The sequence below is a fragment of the Nonomuraea glycinis genome (assembly GCF_014646515.1).
GTDB lineage: Bacteria > Actinomycetota > Actinomycetes > Streptosporangiales > Streptosporangiaceae > Nonomuraea > Nonomuraea glycinis.
The window spans coordinates 235,638-255,034 of record NZ_BMNK01000003.1; the positions used below are offsets into that span (position 1 = coordinate 235,638).

Consider the following 19,397-nt stretch of genomic DNA (forward strand, 5'->3'; position numbering starts at 1 on the left):
GTGCTGAAGACGGCCTGGGCCGGGCTGCGCGCGCACAAGCTTCGACTGCTGCTCACCTCACTGGCGATCGTGTTGGGGGTGGCGTTCATCGCGGGCACGTTCGTGCTGAACGACACCATCCAGGCAGGGTTCGGCCAGCGCGTCACGGCCGACGCCGAGAAGGTGGCGGTGGCCGTACTGCCTGGTGGGCCTGACAAGACGATCGCGCGGGAGACGCTGGAACGGGTGCGCGGCGTCGCGGGGGTGCGGGAGGCGCAGGGGCTGCTGCGCGGGAGCGCGCCGCTGCTGGGCAAGGACGGCAAGACGGTCGGCGACCTGCCGACCACGGCCGTCTCGATCGTGCCGGGAGCGCTGGACCGCACCACGATCGTCACCGGCACCGGCCCCGGATCCGACGACCAGGCGGCCGTGCTCGACGAGAACACCGCCAAGGCCCAGGGATTCCGGCTCGGCGACACGATCACGGTGCTGGACGCCAAGCAGCGCAAGCACACCTTCAGGCTCGTCGGCACTCTCGATCCCGGACTGGATCAACAGCTGTCCTACACCGGCGTGGTGGGGTTCACCATGGCGACGGCGCAGCGGATGACCGGTGAGAAGGGGTTCCAGGAGATCGACGTCGCGGGGGCCGATCCCGCACGGCTGAAGGCGACCGTCGCGGCCACCGTCGGCGGCGCGCACGTGGTCAAGACCGGCACGGAGCTCGCCGCCGACCTGGCCAGGCAGGCCGGGCTCGAGATGGAGATGCTCACCATCGGCCTGCTGATGTTCGGGCTGGTGGCGATGCTGGTGGCCACGCTGGTCATCTACAACACCTTCAACATCCTCGTCGCGCAGCGCACCAGGGAGATGGCGTTGCTGCGGTGCATCGGCGCCACGCGCGGCCAGGTGTTCGGCTCGATCCTGATCGAGTCGGCGGTGGTCGGGCTGGTCGCCTCGGTGCTCGGCCTGGCCGCCGGCTACGGCCTGAGCGTGCTCACGCTGGCGGTGCTCGCCGCGTTCGACGCGCCGTTGCCGACCGCCGCGACGGTCACGCTCACGCCCGCCACGATCGCGATCGGCCTGGTGATCGGCCTCGTGGTCACCGTGGGGGCGGCGGTGCTGCCGGCCCGCACGGCCACCCGGGTCGCGCCGATCGCCGCGCTGCGCACGCAGGTGGAGGAGCAGACGTTCCGCACCGGGGCGCTGCGCGTCGTCTTCGCGTCGCTGTTCCTGCTGGCGGGGCTGGGCGCGGCCGGCGCCGGCGCGCTGGTGCTGCCTCCCGGCCAGCAGGGCTCGCTGCTGGTGGTGATGGCGGGCGGGGTGCTGACCTTCCTCGGAGTGCTGATCCTCGGACCGGTGCTGGTCAAGCCGTTGAGCGCGCTGATCGGCTGGATCCCGGCGAAGCTGTTCGGGGTGCCGGGCCGGCTGGCCGTGGACAACTCCGGGCGCAACCCCAAGCGGGCCGCGACCACGACGGTGGCGCTGACCATCGGCGTGACGCTCATGACGCTGATTTCGGTGGTCACGGCGTCCACCCGGGCGACGGTGACGATCAAACTCGACGAGCAGTTCCCGATCGACTACCAGCTCGTCACCCAGGAGCGCGACGCCGGCATCCCCAGGGTGATCGGCGAGGAGCTGCGGGGCAGGCCGGAGCTGGCGGCGGTGCTGCGGATCCGTGACACCCGGGTGGCGGTCGGTGGCACCAGGACACAGGTCGGCACCTACAACGGGCCGATCGAGCCACAGGTCACGGCGGGCTCCATGCGAGGCTTCGGGGCCGGCCAGGCGATCCTCGCCGAATACACGGCCACCGACCTCGGCGTCAAGGTGGGCGACACGGTGTCCGTCACGACCAAGAAGGCCGGGACGGTGCCGCTCAAGGTGGTGGCCCTCGTCGACGAGGAGTCGCCGCTGCCGTCGCTCACGATGGCCGAGCCGCAGTTCGAGGAGGCCTTCGGCGTGGTCGACGACAGCCGGGTGCTGCTGAACATCGGCGAGGGGGTGTCGCCCGAGCAGGCGCGCAGCGTGGTGGACGCGGCGACCGCCGCGTACCCGACGGTCCAGGTGCAGAGCTCGACCGAGGTGCGCGGGCAGTTCGACGAGACGCTCGACATGCTGTTAATGATCATTACGGGCCTGCTGGGGCTGGCCATTCTTATCTCGCTGCTCGGCATCGCGAACACCCTGTCCTTGTCGGTGTACGAACGGACCAGGGAGTCGGCGTTGCTCCGGGCGCTGGGGCTGACCAAGCCGCAGTTGCGGCGGATGCTCTCTGTCGAGGCACTGGTGCTCGGGCTGATCGGGGCGCTGGTGGGCGTGGTGCTCGGGGTGTCGTTCGGGTGGGCGGCCTCGCGGGCGATGTTGGACGGAGCGGTCTTTTCAGCGTCCGCCGGGCAGATCGGGGTGTTCGTGGTGCTCTCGGGCGTGGCCGGGGTGCTGGCCGCGATCCTGCCCTCCCGGCGGGCCGCCAGGGCGTCGATCGTCGGCTCGCTGGCCGCCGGGTGAGAAATTGGCCGACGCCATTTCGGCTGATTCCGGACTTATAGCGATAAATCCGGATAGAGAGGGGTGTGTCGCCGCCGGGCTCTACACCCTGCGGCACTCGCCAAGGCCGGGCGTCCACGGGGGCAACGCCCGGCCTGCACGATTCTCAGCGCCCTCGCCCGAGCAACAGGCCCGGGCGAGGGCCTGGACGACAGGCCTGGACGACAGGCCTGGGCGAAGGGCGACGATCCGGCGGGCTGGACCGCACGGTCGCGACGATCCGGCGGGCTGGACCGCACGGTCGCGACGATCCGGCGGGCCGGACCGCACGGTCGCCACGAACCGGCGGGCCGGACCGCACGGTCGCCACGAACCGGCGGGCCCGGACCGTACGGTCTGGGTCAGCGGGGGCGGTGGCCGGGCCATAGTTCGGCCACCGTTTCGGGGTCCAGCAAGGGGCGGGCCGCGACCTCACCCGTGCTGCCGTCGATCACGATGCATCCGCCCCCCACCGCGTCCGGCAGGCGCACCGGGTCGTCGGGCTCCAGGTCGCGAACCCAGGCGACATATCCCTCATCGAACCCATAAATCCCCACCGAGTACGTCGCGTCCGCCGGCCGTACACCGTTGAAGTATTCCTCCGCCAGTGCCCTGGCCTGGTCCAGGTTCATCGCGGCTGCCCCTGCCTGTCGAGAATGACACAGAACACCCCGGTCACCGTGGTGTAGGGCGGTTCGACCGCCATGTGACCGCGTTGTGCGTCTATCCAGATCACCTCGCCATGGGAGTTGACGGCGTTCCACGCGTGTGTCCCGCCGCCGGGCCAGCGCACCACGATGACCGCGCTGGCCCCGTGCCCCGCCTCCCGCAGCCGCCGCGCCACCATCGGGTACGCGTGCCGTCCCTGGCCCGCGTGCTGGAAGCGCTGCCCCACCCAGCGTTCCATCCGCGCCGCGCTCCCGGCCTCCCCGGTGAGCAGCGGCCTGCCGATCTTGTCGTACTCGGGCATCCTCGGCGCGGACGCCGCCGGCTCGCCATGCCAGGTGGACAGCACGGCCAGCGCGCAGTCGGCGGCGTTCGAGGCCCTGAACGGATCGTCCGTCGGCCCACCACCATTGATCAGCCGCACCCACGTGCCGCGCGGGTCAGGAAACCTGGCCCCCGGCGTCACAGCCGCCGCCAGATCCCGCTCCACCTGCGGGTCCGGCACGACCAGCCCACCCGGCACACTGTACGGCCTGCTGTCGGCAAGCTTGGGCGGGCGATGCGGCCAATCGAACCAGTCGTAATCAGCGGTGCCACTCCTTCTCCCCCGTCCCCCCAGGACCGCTGCGCCACCCCCGCCCAACCCACTCACGACCCGGCACCCAGCGTCAGCCTGCACTCCCAAGGAGGACAAGGAGTCCGGGGAGGCCCCGGAGTCCCGACGGCCACCGCCGGAGACGTCGGCCGTCCCAGCGCCCTGGGCGGAAGGTCGCATCACCGTCCCCGGTACGTCATCCAGAGCAGGCGCGTGACGACCCGACGTACCGACCGCCCCCTCGGCCGTCCCGCCCAACCCGCCGGCGGCCCCAGCCATCGTCCCGCCCGACCCGCCGGCCGCCCCAGCCGACGACCGTCCGTCGGCAGACGTACCGGCTCGGCCGGCCCCGAACCCTCGAACCGACGCGTCGCCCCGAGCGGGCACACCGCCCCAACCGGGAGCACCGTCCTGAGCGAGCGACCCAGCCTGAGCAGACGGACCCTCTGGGGCCGATGGGCCGAGCGAAGAGGGACTGCTGGCCCGAGCAGAGGAGCCCCCCTGATCAGACGAGCCGCCCTGAGAGGTGTTTCCAGCCTGGGCGGCCGGACCACCTCGATCGGACGAAACCCCCTGAGGCAAGTTGGCAATCTGAGCAGACCAACTGCATTGAGGAGCGTTTGCACCCTGAGCGGACCAGTTGCCCTGAGGAGCGTTACCGGCCGGACCCGACCAATTGCCCTGAAGGGAGTTGCCATCCGGACCCGACGAGGCGCCCTGAGAGGTGTTGCCAGCCGAAACCGGGGAGCTGCCCTGAGACGTGTTGCCAGCCGAAACCGGGGAGCTGCCCTGAGAGGTGTTGCCGGCCAGCCCCGACGAGTTGCCTTGAAGGGTGTTGCCAGCCGGAGCCGGGGAGGCTAGTTGCGCATATCCACCCCTGGCGAAGGCTCGGGTATGCGCAGCGGCGTTACTCCCCAGAAGGTTCCGCTGGTTATCGACACTCCCCAGTACGGCAGCGCCTCTGTGAACATCGCTTCTGGTAGTGGGAGCATCGCCGAAGCTTGGAGCGACGCTTTGAGTCGGAGCTCCGGCCTGACGAGGAGCGCCGGGTGTCGAGCCCGTCGCGGCGTCGGGCGCTGCCGTCATGTCGCCGAACGGCGAATGCCCTGGCGTCCTAGCCTCCCCCGACATTTCCCCCGATGTGGTGCTCTCACGGAACATGTCGCCCGACGTTGCGGTTTTATGCGAACTGTCCGTGTGTGGGTATTCGCGGGCTGAGTCATGCGTCGGAGGTACGGCCTCGGCTGGCCAAGATCCGTTCGCGGTCACGACTTGCTCCGGGACCCCACAGTCTTGGTGACTCGTGTGCCGCTGCGGGAGCCCGGACTTCTGCGGGCCCCCGTGGTCCTGTGCCAACCCGGACTCCTGCGGGCTCGCAGACTCCTGCGACCTTATGTACTGCTGTGCGGACCCCGATGGGGGCATTGTGTGCTGCTGAGAACTGCCGTTCTGGGGAGCATTGTCGCGCTGTTGAGCGTCGGCGGACTCCTGGGATGCGCTCGGGATGGGCCATGGGGGCAGGCACGCGGGCATGGCCGACGGCTTAGCGGTCTGGTGCGTGGCAGGCGATGATGCGGGATCCCCCGATGGCCGGACTGGGTCAGGTGTTGCCTGATCGCGAGCCCCCGAACCCCGGGCCCCGGCCGTATCCGGAATCGTGGGATATGAGGTCGAACCATGGCCCGCTTGTCCTAGCGGTGAGGGGTCCGGTCCGGCGCCGTTGCGGTCATGGCCGGGGAGCAGTTGACCGTCAGGAAGGCGGCCATCGAGGAACGAGCCGCCTGGAAGGCGGTCGTCCTGGGGTCGCGAGTCGGGGGCCTGACCGCTCGGGGCCAGGCCGCCTCGCCAATGCCCTGCCGGCTCCGGCTTATACGGTCCCTGTTCTGGGCTCTGCTCGCCCTGATCCGCCGACCCTGGCCCGCCGGGGACTTGCCTCCCGGCGGCTTGCCCTCCCGGTGCCTGCCCTTGTGGGGCGTGCCTACCTGAGTGCTGGGCGTTGGCGCGCTGGCCGTACGGCTGGTCGCCGTTGAAAGCCTCGGTGTTGGCGCGCTGGCCGTACGGCTGGTCGCCGTTGAAAGCCTGGGCGTTGGCGCGCTGGCCGTACGGCTGGTCGCCGTTGAAAGCCTCGGTGTTGGCGCGCTGGCCGCCGTTCGGCTGGTCGCCGTTGGAGGACTGGGCGTTGGCGCGGTGGCGGTTTGATGGCGGGTCGGTTTGGGGGTGGTCGCGTGGTCGGGGACCGCCCAAGCCGTGCTGGGCGGTCGGTGGGTTCGGGCGGATGGATGGGGTCAGACCGGTACGGATGGAGTCGGTCGGACCGGTATGGGTCGAGTCGGTGGGTGTGGAGTCGGGTGGGTCGGGGGCCGCGGCGTGCTCGTAGTCGAGCCATCTGACCCCGTCAGCGACCACGGGGTTGTACTGCCCCTCGGGAAGGACCCACCGGACGCTGGACTTTCGGTCGCGAAACACGTCCTGCCTCCTGTCATACTCGACGACCGATCGTAGGGGCGGCCACCACGAGGAAGAGGCGGAGTCAGGAAGATTTTCGGCCAGTACTGACGCCCGTACCAGCACAAACGCGGAGAACGGCGGGCAAGGACGTCAGGAGACGTGCACGGTGACGGTGTGCCAGCCGGTCGCGCCGTCCGGGGCGACCGACGTCTGTTCCGCCGACTGGGTGCGGCCGGCCGCGTCCGTGGCGCGTACCTCGATGGTGTGGTCGCCTGGCGTGGCGTCCCAGTCGAGCGCCCACTGCCGCCAGGTGTCCGGCCCCGGCACCTGGGCCAGCTTCGCCTGCCGCCACTCGCCCCGGTCGACGCGGACCTCGACGGCGGACAGGCCGGTGTGCTGGGCCCAGGCGACGCCGGCGATCGTGGTGCGGCCGGCGGTCACCTTGGCTCCAGGCTTGGGCAGGTCGATGCGGGACTGGGTCTTGATGGGGCCTTTGGCGGCCCAGCCGCGCGGCGTCCAGTAGGCCTCGTCGGCGTCGAACCTGGTGACCTTGATGTCCACGACCCACTTGGTCGCCGAGACGTATCCGTACAGGCCGGGCACCACCTGGCGCACGGGGAAGCCGTGGTCGACGGGGAGCGCTTCGCCGTTCATCGCGATGGCGAACAGGGCGTCGCGGCCGTCCATGACGACGTCCAGCGGGGTGCCGCAGGTGAAGCCGTCGTCGGAGGTGGACAGGAGCATGTCGGCGTCGGACCGGACACCGACCTCGCGCAGCACGTCGGCCATGCGGACGCCGAGCCAGCGGGCGTTGCCCACGTACGGTCCGCCGACCTCGTTGGAGACGCAGGCGAGGGTGATGTCGGCCTCGGTGAGGGGGCGCTTGAGCAGGTCGTCGTACGTGATCTCGATGGGTCGGTCCACCAGGCCGTGGATGCGCAGCGTCCAGGTCCGCGGGTCCACCTGGGGCACGATGAGCGCGGTGTCGACCCGGTAGAACTCCGAATTTTTCGTGACAAAGGATGACAAGCCGTTGAGCTTGAAGTCCACGCCGGGCGGCAGCGCGGGCAGCGGGCGGGCAGCCGCGGGCAGTGCCACACCGACCCTGGCAGCGTCCACGGCCTGCCGCCCGGCGAGCGCCCGGCCCAGCACCGTCGTGGCCCCCGCGACCACGACGCCACCGGCGAGCCCGGTGATCAGCCGCCGCCTGTCGAACACGTACAGCTCCCGCCCCGCCCGCATGACCGCCGGCCGCTCAGGCTCGGCCCGCTCGGTGTGCGCGGCGGCCCCGGCCCCCTCAGCGGGCGCGCCGGACTCGGCTCGCTCGGCGGACTCGGCTCGCTCGGCGGACTCGGCCCGTTCGGCACTCTCGGCCGACACGGCGGGTGCGGCCCGCTCGGCGGGCGCCCTGCGCTCGCCACCCTCGGTGGACGCGGCGCGCGACGCCGACGCCCCGGCGCCGGCTCGCCTCATCAGCCAGATGAGCGCCCAGGCCCCCACCCCGACTCCGACCACGGTGGGCAGCACGTCGGCCACCTGCGCGTCGGGCCTGGTCAGTACGGCCAGCACCCCCAGCACCGCGAACCCGGCCAACCCCACGAGCCCGTACCAGATCCTGCGCCTGGACAGCACCCCGATGACGGCGGCGGCGAGCGCGAGCAGCACGAACACGCCACCGACGAGGACGGTCTTGTCGTTCTCCCCGAAGGCCCGGATGGCGAAGTCCTTCAGCGGCGCGGGCGAGAGGTCCACCACCGCGTCGCCCACGGCCAGGACAGGGAAGGCCGCGGGCCTCACCAGCCCCGCCACCAACTGCGCCACACCGAGGGCGACGCCCCCGGTGACGATTCCCGCCAGCGCGCCCGCCCAGGCGGGGACGTTCTCATTGCTCTGCACAATGCTGACGCTACGCCGCCCCGGGCGCGGGTGTTCTTACGCGTTGGTTACGAAGAGAGCAGCTCACGCACGATCGGCGCCAGGGCGTTGAAGGCGCGGCCGCGGTGGCTGATGGCGTCCTTCTCCTGCGGCGACAGCTCCGCCGTGGTGCGGCTGTCACCGTCGGGCACGAAGATCGGGTCGTAGCCGAACCCGTTGACGCCCCGCGGCGTGGAGATCAGGTGTCCGGGCAGCGCGCCTTCGACCACCCGGAACTCGCCGGACGGCAGCGCCAGCGCGGCGGCGCAGGCGAAGTGCGCGGTCAGCTTGGCGGCGGGCACGTCGGACACCTGGGCGAGCAGCAGGTCCAGGTTGGCCTGGTCGTCGCCGTGCCGCCCGGACCAGCGGGCGGAGAACACGCCCGGCATGCCGCCCAGCACGTCCACGCAGAGCCCCGAATCGTCGGCCACCGCCGCCAGCCCCGACTGCTGGGCCACCGCGTGCGCCTTGAGCAGGGCGTTCTCCTCGAAGGTGACGCCGGTCTCGGCGACGTCGCCGATCTCGGGAAACTCCTCCAGCCCGACGATGTCGAAGCCGCTCAGGATGCGGCGCAGCTCCGCGATCTTGCCGGGATTGCGGGTGGCGAGCACGATCCTCATGCGCCCAGCGCTTCCTGCTGGATGAGCGTCAGCTCCTCGCATCCTGCCACGGCGAGGTCGAGCAGCTGGTTGAGGACCGCGCGGTCGAACGGCGTGCCCTCGGCGGTGCCCTGCACCTCGACGAAGCTGCCGTCGCCGGTCATGACCACGTTCATGTCGGTCTCGGCCGCCACGTCCTCGACGTAGCAGAGGTCGAGCATCGGCACCGCGCCGACCACGCCCACGGAGACCGCGGCCACCGAGCCGATGAGCGGGTCGCCGGGGCACATCTTGCGCTCGCGCATCCACGCGACGGCGTCGGCGAGCGCGACGTAGGCGCCGGTGATGGCGGCGGTACGGGTGCCGCCGTCGGCCTGCAGGACGTCGCAGTCGAGCACGATGGAGTTCTCGCCGAGCGCCTTGTAGTCGACGCAGGCGCGCAGCGAGCGGCCGATCAGCCGGGAGATCTCGTGGGTGCGGCCGCCGATCTTGCCGCGCACGGACTCGCGGTCGTTGCGCGTGTTGGTGGCGCGCGGCAGCATGGCGTACTCGGCCGTCACCCAGCCCTGGCCGCTGCCCCTGCGCCAGCGCGGCACGCTGTCCTGGACGGAGGCGGCGCAGAGCACCCGGGTGCCACCGAATTCCACCAGCACCGAGCCTTCGGCATGCGCGAGCCACTGCCGGGTGATGGTGATGGGGCGAAGCTGGTCGGCATTGCGGCCATCCTGTCGTGACATGCGCATCACCCTATCTCCGTGATCCGACTGTCCGGCCCGTCAGGTCAGCTCGTAGACGGCGCCGCTGTACGCCAGCTCGACCGGCCCGTCGAAGCCGCCTCGGCAGGCGTCCGCCATGACGGTGGCCGGGTCGTTCCAGGGGACGAGGTGGGTCAGCACGAGCCGTCCCGCGCCTGCCTGGGCGGCGTGTTCGGCGGCCTGGCGGCCGGACAGGTGCAGGTTGACGGGCAGGTCGGGTTTGTCGACCAGGGACGCCTCGCACAGCAGCATGTCGACGTCCGCCGCCAGTTTGACCAGGTCGTTGGACTCGCCGGTGTCACCCGAGTAGGCGACGCTGCGGCCCGCGTGCTCGACGCGGAAGCCGTACGCCTCGACGGGGTGGTTGACCATGGCGGCGGTCACCGTGAACGGGCCGACCTCGAAGGTGCCCGGCGCCAGCCCGGTGAAGGCGAAGGCGGTCTCCAGGCCGGGCTCCTCCGGCATGCCGTACGCCGCGGCCAGCCGCCTCGGGGCGTCCGCCGGCGCGTACACGGGCACGCGGGGGTACGGCGCGGCGGGGCCGTAGGTGCGGGCGACGTGATAGGCGCACAGGTCGAGACAGTGATCGGCGTGCAGGTGGGTCAGGCAGATCGCGTCGATGTCGTAGAGGCCGATGTGGCGCTGCAACACTCCCAGCGACCCGCTGCCGAAGTCGAGCAGCAGCCTGAAGCCCTCGGCCTCCACGAGGTAGCAGGACGCGGGGCTCTCAGGCCCGGGGAAGCTCCCCGAGCAGCCGATGATGGTCACCTTCATAAGGGCCTCCCTTGTAGGTGGTATCCCCCACTGGTGCGACTTCGACCGCATCGATCTCCGGGCCCAGGAAGCGGCGCCCGAGCCGGGCGAAGAGCAGGGAGTCGCCGGTGGCGCGGAAGCGGTGCCGGGGGGTGGCGTCGCCTCCGACCGCCAGGTCGCGGTCATGCAGAATGCGGTAGACGTCCTTGGCCGTCTCGTCGGCGCTGGACACCAGCGTCACCCCGTCACCGGCGACATAGGAGATGGCGCCGGTGAGCAGGGGATAGTGGGTGCAGCCGAGGATGAGCGTGTCGCAGCCGGCGGCCTGGATGGGCTCCAGGTAGCGGCGTACGACCTCGATCAGCTCCTCGCTGGCCGTCTCGCCCCGCTCGACGTACTCCACCAGGCGTGGGGCGGCCACGCCGGTGAGGAGCACGTCCGGTGCCGCGGTGAAGGCGTCGTGGTAGGCCATCGACTCGATCGTGGCCTGGGTGGCGATCACACCGACCCTGCCGGAGCGGGTGGCCCGCACGGCCCGCCGGGTGGCGGGCTGGATCACCTCGACGACGGGCACGTCGTAGCGTTCGCGAGCGTCACGCAGCACGGCGGCACTGGCGCTGTTGCACGCGATCACGAGCATCTTGACGTCGTGCTCGACGAGGTGGTCCATCACTTCCAGCGCGTAGGCGCGCACTTCGGCGATGCGCCTGGGCCCGTATGGCTGACGAGCCGTGTCGGCGACGTAGGTGATGGACTCGTGGGGCAGCTGATCGATGATCGCTCGTGCGACCGTCAGGCCGCCCACCCCACTGTCGAAGATCCCGATGCTCGCTTCAGGCACCCTTCAGAGGGTAGGCGACCTGCGCCGTCTTCACTGCGTAAGAATGCTCACACCGCGTGTGTCACCCACGTCCCACCCGCGCGAGCTGGCGTGACTGGGCGACGAGCCGGCCGGTCGCGTCCCAGGCCTCGACGTCCTCGTCGAACCAGCCGTCGGCGATGAGGCGGCCGCTGCCGATCAGGGTGAGGGGACCGGGGGCGGGCAGCGCGCGCAGGTGCCAGGTGAGGTCGACGGTCGGCGCCCAGCCGCGCATCCCGGCGGAGAAGACCACGGGCGGCAGCGCGTCGATGGCCAGGGCCAGCACGAACGGGTCGGGGTCCTGCGGCTCGGTCATCCGGAAGTAGGCGCGCGCCTCGGGTCTGCCGGTGGGCTCGCCGCCGAGCCAGCCGATCGTGGGCGGGTCGAACAGGAGCTCCATCTGGGCGTTCAGCGTCATGCCGGACTCGGGCTTGGGGTCGGGGAGCTTGACGCACTGCTCGGCGGGGGGCATGCGGTGTCCTGGCGGGTCGGCGTAGACCGGTTCGGCGCCGTGCAGCGTCGCCGTGGTGACCAGGCTCTCGATCTGCGCGACGCCGTCCTGGACGAGCGTGGCGCGGGTGAAGGCGGCGGTCCGGCCGGCCTTGAGCCGCTCGACGCGCACCTGCGCGGGACCGGGGGCGGGCGCCTTGTGGAACTGCGAGGTGGTGCTCACCGGGTGCTCGAACGGCGAGTCGTCCACCACCGCCCGCAGCACCACCGCCATGAGGTAGCCGCCGTTGAGCGGGCCGCCGATCGAGTAGCCGGGGTCAAGGCACACGTCGTAGGTGTTCTCGTCGACCCGGATGGCCTGCGTGGCCTCGTCGAACTTGGTCATCCGCCCCTGCCTGAAGTCTGGAACTATGTTCTAGTGCCCCATACTCTACGGCATCCGCTCATCAGCGCACCCACCTGCTAAAACGCGATATATCCACTCATAGGTACGGCTCTTCCGCCAGGCGGTCAATCCGGCATAGGCGTCACTTCAGTACATTGCAAGCATCTTGCCAGCAACATCAGATAGCTTCTCTGTGGTCATAAGTCCACACTGTGAGTTGAGTGATGTCTGCGAACAATCCCCCACGGGGCCAAGATCCTGATCGGACCACGGCGTACCGGTGGAACCAGGATCAGCCTGAGAACCCGCCGACGACACCGCACGGCCAGCCGTACCCGCCGCAGCAGCCGTACGGCCAGCAGCCGCAGTACGGCCAGCAGCCACCGCAGGGACAGCAGCCCGGCTACGGCCAGCAGGCGTCCTACGGCCCGCCGCAGGGCCAGCAGCCGCAGTACGGGCAGCAGCCCCAGTACGGCCAGCAGCCGCAGGGACAGCAGCCGGGCTACGGCCAGCAGCCCGCCTACAACCAGCAATACGGCCAGCAGCCCCAGTACGGCGCCCAGTACGGCCAGCCGGACCAGGGCGGCGGCTGGCACAACAACGGCCCCGAGATGCTCGGCGCGGGCGGTGAGCCACCCAAGAAGGGCCGCAAGGGCTGGGTGATCGCCATCGCGTCCGCGCTGGCCGTGGTGCTGCTCGGCGGCGGCGCGGTGTGGGCGGTCGGCGCGCTCGGCGGCGGCGGCACGCAGCCGCACGAGGTGCTGCCCGCCGCCTCCATCGCCTACGTCCGCTTAGACCTGGACCCGGCCGCCAACCAGAAGCTGGCGCTGTTCCAGATCGCCCAGAAGTTCACCGTCACCAAGGACAGCTTCAAGGGCGAGGACCCGCGCCAGGCGCTGTTCGACGCCATCCAGAAGGACGACGACGACCTCGCCAAGCTCGACTTCGCCAAGGACGTCGACCCGTGGCTCGGCAGCCGGGTCGGCCTTGGCGTGGTGCCCTCCGGCAAGGAGACGCCGGACTTCGCCCTGGCCATCCAGGTCAAGGACCAGGAGGCCGCCAAGGCCGGCATCACCAAGCTGATGGGCGAGGAGAAGTACGGGCTGGCGTTCCGTGACGACTACGCCCTGATCTCCACCACCCAGCAGCTCGCCGACAAGTACGCGGCCGAACAGGGCAGCCTGGCCGACAACGCCGAGTTCGGCGACGACCTGGCCGCCATGGGCGAGCAGGGCGTGCTGTCCTTCTGGACGCATGTCGGCAAGCTCACCGAGCTGGCCAAGGGCGAGCTGACGGCGGACCAGACCCAGCTGCTCGACCAGGTCAAGACGGCCCGGTTCGCGGGCGCGCTCCGCTTCGACGGCGCCTATGCCGAGCTGGCCGGCGTGGTCCGGGGCGGCAAGAATCTCACCGAGGGCGTGGAGCTGCCCGGCTCTCCCCTGGCCACGCTGCCCGCCTCCACCGCGGGCGCGTTCTCGATGTCCGGGCTGGACCAGCTCATCACGTCCAAGTGGGCCGAGATCGAGAAGCAGGCCGCCGCGACGCCCAGCGGCGCCCAGTTCAAGCAGTTCGTCGAGCAGGCCAAGACTCAGTTCGGCCTCCAGCTCCCCGATGACCTGGCGACCATCCTGGGCAAGAACTTCACCATCGCGGTCGACAGCGAAGGCCTCGACAACGACCAGGTGAAGGGCGGCGTCCGGATCGCCACGGACCCGGCCAAGGCGCAGGCCGTGCTCGACAAGGTCATCCAGGCCATGACGTCCAGCGGCCAGCAGCCGCCGCAGATCGCCAAGGTCGCCGGGGACGGCGTCTTCACCGTCGCCACCACGGACGAGTACGCCAAGAAGCTCGCCGAGGACGGCACGCTCGGGGACAGCGAGACCTTCAAGACCGCCATCCCGGACCCGGACGCGGCCACCTTCGGCCTGTTCGTGGACCTGGACAAGGTCGAGAAGCTCTACCTGGCCAGCCTGCAGGGCGATGAGAAGGCCAACGCCCAGGTTCTGCGGGCGGTGGGCTTCAGCGGCACGCAGACGGACACGGAAGCCTCGTTCTCGCTGCGAGTGCTGTTCAACTAGTGACATGACAACGGGCGGCCGGCATCTCGCCGGCCGCCCGTTCTCGTTGTCGACTCAGGCCCAGGCCCAGGCCCAGGCCCAGAGGTCGGCTCAAGCCCAGAGCTGGCCCTCCAGGCGCTGCTCCGCCTCGTCCAGCGTGCCTTCGTAGGCGCCGGTGGACAGATATTTCCAGCCGCCGTCGGCCACCACGAACGCGACGTCGGCCCGCTCCCCCGCCTGCACGGCCTTGCGGGCCACGCCGAGGGCCGCGTGCAGGGCGGCGCCGGTGGAGACACCCGCGAAGATGCCCTCCGAGCTCAGCAGCTCCCTGGTCCGGCGCAGCGCGTCGGCCGAGCCCACCGAGAAGCGCGTGGTCAGCACCGACTCGTCGTAGAGCTCGGGGATGAAGCCCTCGTCCACGTTGCGCAGGCCGTAGACCAACTCACCGTAGCGCGGCTCGGCGGCCACGATGCGCACGTCCGGCACCCGCTCGCGCAGGAACCGGCCGACGCCCATGAGGGTCCCCGTGGTGCCCAGCCCCGCCACGAAGTGGGTCACGGTGGGCAGGTCCTCGAGGATCTCCGGGCCCGTCGTCTCATAGTGGGAGCGCCAGTTGGCCGGGTTGCCGTACTGGTAGAGCATCACCCAGTCGGGGTGCTCCGCGGCCAGGCCCTTGGCCACCCGCACCGCCTCGTTGGAGCCACCCGCCGCGGGTGAGGAGATGATCTCCGCGCCCCACATGCGCAGGAGCTGGCGGCGCTCCTCTGAGGTGTTCTCGGGCATGACGCAGATCAGCTTGTAGCCCTTGAGCTTGGCCGCCATGGCCAGCGAGATGCCGGTGTTGCCGCTGGTGGGCTCCAGGATCGTGCAGCCCGGGGTGAGCAGGCCGTCCTTCTCCGCCTGCTGAACCATCCACAGCGCCGGTCGGTCCTTGATGGAGCCCGTCGGGTTGCGGTCCTCCAGCTTGGCCCAGATCCGCACGTCCGCCGAGGGCGACAGGCGCGGCAGCCCCACCAGGGGTGTGCGCCCGACGGAGTCGGTCAGCGATTCGAACCGCATGTCACCCGCCGGCGACAGCGGGAAGGACCGTCACCGTGTCGCCGTCGGACACGGGGGTGCCCAGGCCGCCGAGGAAGCGTACGTCCTCGTCGTTCAGGTAGACGTTGACGAAGCGGCGCAGCGCGCCCTGATCGACCAGGCGGTCCTTGATGCCGGGGTGGCGGGACTCCAGGTTGGCGATCAGCTCGTCGAGGGTGGCGCCCTCGGCGTCGACGGCCTTGGCGCCGTCGGTGTAGTTACGCAGGATGGTCGGAATGCGAACCTCGATGGCCATCGCTGTCAGTCTCCTTGGTCAGGTCGTCGTCCCATCGGCATGCAACGCCGAGGGCTGGCTGTGAAATTCCAGCTCAGCGACAGTCGTAGACGACTTCGGCCGGAGTGTGCGCGAAGAGGAAACTCTGCACATGCCTGGCCGTCATGGGATGAACCTTACCTCTTCCTCGGAAATCTCACCGTCGAGGATTCGGTAGGAGCGGAACTCCACCTCGTCCTCCTCCCGCGTGGAGACCAGGACGTAGTGGGCGTTCGGCTCCGAGGCGTAGGAGACGTCGGTGCGCGACGGATAGGCCTCGGTCGCGGTGTGCGAATGGTAGATCACCACCGGCTCCTCGTCCCGGTCGTCCATCTCACGCCAGACCCGGAACTGCTCCATCGAGTCGAAGCGGTAGAAGGTGGGCGAACGCTCGGCGTTCTCCATGGGAATGAACCGCTCCGGCACGCCCTCGCGCCCCGCGATGACGCCACACGCCTCATCAGGGTGGTCGGCCCGGGCATGCGAAACGATCTTGTCGGCGAGTTCCTGTGAGATCGTCAGCATGCTGCGGAAGTTACCAGAGGGCTCGGACGAGGCTGTCCTGGAGGTAGGTCAACCAGTCATAGGTAACGAAGGCCGCATAGCGGGGATCGTCCTCCCCCATCTTCTCAAGCTCCTCGTGCAGCTCCTCGGTCACGTCCAGCTTGACGCCGAGGGTCAGCCGCACGTCGTTGAGCGAGCGGAGCCAGGCCTGCGCCTGCTCCGGCGTGAGATCGACCCGGCCAGGACGGGCGGTGTCGAGCACGGTCCGCGCGTCGGCGCGCTTGCCGTCCCGCAGCGTCGCCTCGGTGTAGCGGCGGAACTCCGAGGCCTCCTGCTCGTCCTCGTAGGCCGACGGGAACAGGCGGACGAGGACCGGATCCGTCGGCGCCGGCCCGCCACCGATGCCGAGCGCCTTCTCCAGCGGATCGTCGCTCGTCAGGCCCGGCTCCACCAGGCCGAGGACCATGGACACGAGCGAGCGCAGGATCGACACCTCGGCGGCCTCGAACCTCGCCACGACGGCGCCACGCTGACCTGCGGAGAACCCCGAACTCACGAACGTCGCCTCACTTGACCGAATCCGGCTGGACCGTCGCCCACAGGCCGTAGGAGTGCAGGATCTGCACGTCGCGCTCCATCTCCTCGCGAGTGCCGCTGGAGACGACGGCCTTGCCCTTGTGGTGCACGTCCATCATCAGCTTCTCGGCCTTCTCCCGGGTGTAACCGAACACCGTCTGGAAGACGTACGTCACGTAGGACATGAGGTTGACCGGGTCGTTCCAGACGATCGTCACCCATGGCAGATCGGGCCGGACGTCCGTTGACGGACGTTCGACGGTGCTTGGAGCGGTGCTACCCACATCCCCCATCCTGCCCTACCTCGGCCGTAGTCTTCGAGTCGTGACAATGACGATGAGCTCTGCGTTGCTCACAGATCACTATGAGCTGACAATGCTGGAGGCGGCCCTGCGAAGTGGCGCCGCGCACAGAAGGGCGGTTTTCGAGGTTTTCGCCAGGCATCTACCCGGCGGACGCCGCTACGGCGTCGTGGCCGGGACGGGACGAGTCCTGGACGAGTTGGAGAACTTCCGGTTCACCGACGACGACATCACCTTCCTGCGCGACAACCACGTGGTCGACGAGCCCACCCTGGCCTTCCTCGCCGACTACAAGTTCTCCGGCAACATCTACGGCTACCGAGAGGGCGACCTCTACTTCCCCGCCTCCCCGATCATGATCGTGGAAGGCACGTTCGCCGAGGCCGTACTCCTTGAGACCCTGACACTGTCCATACTCAATCATGACTGCGCGATAGCCTCCGCGGCCTCCAGGATGGTCAACGCGGCCGGCCAGCGGCCGATCATCGAGATGGGCTCGCGCCGCACGCACGAGCGCGCCGCCGTCGCCGCCGCCCGCGCCGCCTACATCGCCGGCTTCGCCTCCACCTCCAACCTCATGGCCGGACGCATGTACGGCCTGCGCACCGCCGGTACGGCCGCGCACGCGTTCACCCTCCTGCACGACACCGAGCGCCAGGCGTTCGCGGCCCAGATCGACGCCCTCGGACCCGGCACCACGCTGCTGGTCGACACCTACGACGTACTGGAGGCGGTCCGCACCGCCGTGGAGCTGGCCGGACCGGAGCTCGGCGCGGTCCGCATCGACTCCGGCGACCTGGCCGTGGCCGCCCAGGAGGTCCGCGAGCAACTCGACGCGCTCGGCGCCTTCAACACCCGCATCCTGGTCACCTCCGACCTGGACGAGTACGCCATCGCCGCGCTCGCCGCCGCCCCCGTCGACGGTTACGGCGTCGGTACGGCGCTGGTGACCGGCTCCGGAGTCCCCACGGCCGCGCTCGTCTACAAGCTCGTGGCCCGCGAGACGCCCATCGGCAAGCTGGAGCCCGTGGCCAAACGCTCGGTCGGCAAGCCGTCGCGCGGCGGCCGCAAGAGGGCCTACCGCGTGCTGGACGACAGCGGGCACTTCCAGACCGAGCTGGTCAGCACCTCCGGCCTGACGCCGAAGGGCGGCGTCCCGCTCCTGCACCAGCTGGTACGCGACGGCGTGGCCGTGGGCCGCGAGCCCCTGTCGGAGGCCAGGGCCAGGCACGCCGAGGCGATGACCCACCTCCCGAAGGACGCGCGCCACCTGGCCCGAGGGTATGCGGCGATCCCCACGGAGTTCGCCTGACGTATCGTGATCCGTATGGGCAGTGCACTCATCATCGTGGACGTGCAGAACGACTTCTGTGAGGGCGGCAGCCTGCCCGTGGCAGGCGGCTCGGAGGTGGCGGCAGCGATCACCCGGCACGTGGCCGAGCACCGATACGACCATGTGGTGGCCACCCGCGACTACCACGTCGACCCCGGCCCGCACTTCTCCGACGCCCCCGACTTCAACCGGTCCTGGCCGCCGCACTGCGTGGCGGGCACCCCCGGCGCCGACTTCCACCCGGCCTTCGACATGGCCGGGGTGGAAGAGGTCTTCAGCAAGGGCGCCCACGAGGCGGCCTACAGCGGCTTCGAGGGCACTTCGGGCGACGGAGTCTCGCTCGGCGAGTGGCTGGAGCGGCACGGCGTCCATGAGGTGGACGTGGTCGGCATCGCCACGGACCACTGCGTCCGAGCCACCGCCCTGGACGCCGTCAAGCACGCCCTGGCCGTACGCGTGCTCCTCGACCTCACCGCGGGCGTCGCCTGGCAGACCACCCAGACGGCCCTCGCCGAGCTCGACGAGGCCGGCACCACCCTCCAGGGCGCCCCCATCGTCCGCTAGGCGGCGTCGGCCGGCAACACCGTGAAGGCGTCACCCCAGAGCGGCTTCATCGCCCGAAAGTGCCGCTGATCCAACGTCAGCACCCGCGTCGTCCTGTACCGAGCCGCCAGCACGGCGATGGAGGCGTCCGCCACTCCTACCTTCATGTCGGCGTAACGTTCGACGATGTCCACCGTCTCGACGATCTCATGCCGCGTCATGGGCATCAGGTCGTAGACGCCGTCCGCCACTTCCTGGAGATAGGACAGTTCGGCCCGCAGGCTGATCCGCGTCAGCAGCATGTAGTCCAGCTCGGCGAGCACGAACGGCGAGAGGAGGATCGGACCTCGCTCGTTCTCGAGTACGCGCCGCGCCGCTTGGTGCTCCTCGGCGGCCCCATCGATGGCGGCGAAGGCGCCACTGGTGTCGAGGACGAGCATCAGCCGAGCCCGTCCCGTCCGAACCCCTCGGCCAGGACCTCGTCGACGTCCCGCGCCAGGGAGGGGCTACCGCTGTCGAACAGCGGCAAGCGCGGGCGAGGACGCTCTCCCACGAACTCCCCGCTGAGCGCTCGCGTGATCGCGTCACGCATGTAGTCGGTCTCGGACACTCCATGCGCCCGCGCCGCCTCAGCGACCCGGTGCTGAATGTCTTCCGGTAGGTACAGACTCACCTCAGGCACCCTTCTACGGTAACGCGGCGCTCATGCGCCGCTACGTGTCACGGAGAGTATGCGCCTGGCAACAGTCCGGTCATGCGAGCTCATGACCGAGGAAGGACTTGACCCCACAGCGAGTAA

At 70.1% G+C, this 19,397-nt stretch carries 20 protein-coding genes; 5 read left to right on the top strand and 15 right to left on the bottom strand.

Translation table 11 applies throughout. From position 1 onward, the window contains the following. A complete protein-coding gene (locus tag IEY87_RS10635) occupies window positions 1–2,490 on the top strand; it encodes an ABC transporter permease (protein WP_189138385.1) in 2,490 nt (829 codons plus the stop codon). Window positions 2,491–2,870: 380 nt separating this feature from the next. On the opposite strand, the gene IEY87_RS10640 is transcribed toward IEY87_RS10635, so the two are convergent. Together IEY87_RS10640 and IEY87_RS10645 are read right to left on the bottom strand one after the other, a co-directional pair. Further along, a complete protein-coding gene (locus tag IEY87_RS10640; protein WP_189138386.1) occupies window positions 2,871–3,140 on the bottom strand; it encodes an SUKH-4 family immunity protein in 270 nt (89 codons plus the stop codon). Next, window positions 3,137–3,697, bottom strand: coding sequence for a toxin glutamine deamidase domain-containing protein (locus IEY87_RS10645; protein ID WP_229699321.1), 561 nt, complete (start codon window positions 3,695–3,697; stop codon window positions 3,137–3,139). The genes IEY87_RS10640 and IEY87_RS10645 overlap by 4 nt, the downstream gene beginning before the upstream one ends. Before the next feature lie 2,058 nt (window positions 3,698–5,755). On the opposite strand from IEY87_RS10645, the gene IEY87_RS10650 reads away from it, so the two are divergent. Further along, window positions 5,756–5,968: a hypothetical protein gene (locus IEY87_RS10650; protein ID WP_189138387.1), complete on the top strand. Its 213-nt coding sequence runs from the start codon at window positions 5,756–5,758 to the stop codon at window positions 5,966–5,968. 399 nt (window positions 5,969–6,367) lie between these two features. On the opposite strand, the gene IEY87_RS10655 is transcribed toward IEY87_RS10650, so the two are convergent. From IEY87_RS10655 to IEY87_RS10680, 6 genes are all read right to left on the bottom strand, one after another. Next, window positions 6,368–8,113, bottom strand: coding sequence for a molybdopterin-dependent oxidoreductase (locus tag IEY87_RS10655; RefSeq protein WP_225276921.1), 1,746 nt, complete (start codon window positions 8,111–8,113; stop codon window positions 6,368–6,370). 47 nt (window positions 8,114–8,160) lie between these two features. Further along, a complete protein-coding gene (gene rdgB, locus IEY87_RS10660; protein WP_189138388.1) occupies window positions 8,161–8,751 on the bottom strand; it encodes an RdgB/HAM1 family non-canonical purine NTP pyrophosphatase in 591 nt (196 codons plus the stop codon). Next, the gene (rph, locus tag IEY87_RS10665; protein ID WP_189138389.1) at window positions 8,748–9,467 is read right to left on the bottom strand and encodes a ribonuclease PH; all 720 of its coding nucleotides are present in this window, start codon (window positions 9,465–9,467) and stop codon (window positions 8,748–8,750) included. The genes rdgB and rph overlap by 4 nt, the downstream gene beginning before the upstream one ends. A 39-nt stretch (window positions 9,468–9,506) precedes the next feature. Beyond that, window positions 9,507–10,259, bottom strand: a complete 753-nt coding sequence (locus IEY87_RS10670; protein WP_189138390.1) for an MBL fold metallo-hydrolase — start codon at window positions 10,257–10,259, stop codon at window positions 9,507–9,509. Beyond that, the gene (murI, locus tag IEY87_RS10675) at window positions 10,213–11,079 is read right to left on the bottom strand and encodes a glutamate racemase (protein ID WP_189138391.1); all 867 of its coding nucleotides are present in this window, start codon (window positions 11,077–11,079) and stop codon (window positions 10,213–10,215) included. Before murI ends, IEY87_RS10670 begins: the two co-directional genes overlap by 47 nt. A 61-nt stretch (window positions 11,080–11,140) precedes the next feature. Further along, the gene (locus tag IEY87_RS10680) at window positions 11,141–11,932 is read right to left on the bottom strand and encodes a thioesterase family protein (RefSeq protein WP_189138392.1); all 792 of its coding nucleotides are present in this window, start codon (window positions 11,930–11,932) and stop codon (window positions 11,141–11,143) included. Between the two features lie 224 nt (window positions 11,933–12,156). Here IEY87_RS10680 and IEY87_RS10685 point away from each other — a divergent pair, with 224 nt between their 5' ends. Continuing rightward, window positions 12,157–14,010 carry a DUF3352 domain-containing protein gene (locus IEY87_RS10685; protein ID WP_189138393.1) on the top strand — a complete coding sequence of 618 codons (1,854 nt, stop codon included), beginning with the start codon at window positions 12,157–12,159 and terminating at the stop codon, window positions 14,008–14,010. Window positions 14,011–14,100: 90 nt separating this feature from the next. On the opposite strand, the gene IEY87_RS10690 is transcribed toward IEY87_RS10685, so the two are convergent. The 5 genes from IEY87_RS10690 to clpS all read right to left on the bottom strand — a co-directional run bounded on the left by IEY87_RS10690 (window position 14,101) and on the right by clpS (window position 16,713). Continuing rightward, window positions 14,101–15,048 carry a PLP-dependent cysteine synthase family protein gene (locus IEY87_RS10690; RefSeq protein ID WP_189138394.1) on the bottom strand — a complete coding sequence of 316 codons (948 nt, stop codon included), beginning with the start codon at window positions 15,046–15,048 and terminating at the stop codon, window positions 14,101–14,103. Window position 15,049: 1 nt separating this feature from the next. After that, entirely contained in the window at window positions 15,050–15,322 is a 273-nt protein-coding gene (locus IEY87_RS10695; protein ID WP_189138395.1) for a MoaD/ThiS family protein, read from the bottom strand. A 141-nt stretch (window positions 15,323–15,463) separates the two neighbouring features. After that, window positions 15,464–15,865 (bottom strand): M67 family metallopeptidase, encoded by a 402-nt coding sequence (locus tag IEY87_RS10700; RefSeq protein WP_189138396.1) that lies wholly within the window; start codon window positions 15,863–15,865, stop codon window positions 15,464–15,466. Between the two features lie 10 nt (window positions 15,866–15,875). Then, window positions 15,876–16,400: a DUF2017 domain-containing protein gene (locus IEY87_RS10705; RefSeq protein ID WP_189138397.1), complete on the bottom strand. Its 525-nt coding sequence runs from the start codon at window positions 16,398–16,400 to the stop codon at window positions 15,876–15,878. Window positions 16,401–16,410: 10 nt separating this feature from the next. Next, window positions 16,411–16,713, bottom strand: a complete 303-nt coding sequence (gene clpS, locus IEY87_RS10710; RefSeq protein ID WP_189138398.1) for an ATP-dependent Clp protease adapter ClpS — start codon at window positions 16,711–16,713, stop codon at window positions 16,411–16,413. 37 nt (window positions 16,714–16,750) lie between these two features. On the opposite strand from clpS, the gene IEY87_RS10715 reads away from it, so the two are divergent. Next, window positions 16,751–18,034, top strand: coding sequence for a nicotinate phosphoribosyltransferase (locus tag IEY87_RS10715; RefSeq protein WP_263651286.1), 1,284 nt, complete (start codon window positions 16,751–16,753; stop codon window positions 18,032–18,034). Window positions 18,035–18,049: 15 nt separating this feature from the next. Next, window positions 18,050–18,619, top strand: a complete 570-nt coding sequence (locus IEY87_RS10720) for an isochorismatase family protein (RefSeq protein ID WP_189138400.1) — start codon at window positions 18,050–18,052, stop codon at window positions 18,617–18,619. Here the strand turns inward: IEY87_RS10720 and IEY87_RS10725 are convergent. Next, window positions 18,616–19,038 carry a PIN domain-containing protein gene (locus IEY87_RS10725; protein WP_189138401.1) on the bottom strand — a complete coding sequence of 141 codons (423 nt, stop codon included), beginning with the start codon at window positions 19,036–19,038 and terminating at the stop codon, window positions 18,616–18,618. The genes IEY87_RS10720 and IEY87_RS10725 overlap by 4 nt on opposite strands. Then, window positions 19,038–19,280: a ribbon-helix-helix domain-containing protein gene (locus tag IEY87_RS10730; RefSeq protein ID WP_189138402.1), complete on the bottom strand. Its 243-nt coding sequence runs from the start codon at window positions 19,278–19,280 to the stop codon at window positions 19,038–19,040. Before IEY87_RS10730 ends, IEY87_RS10725 begins: the two co-directional genes overlap by 1 nt. Between the last annotated feature and the right edge of the window lie 117 nt (window positions 19,281–19,397).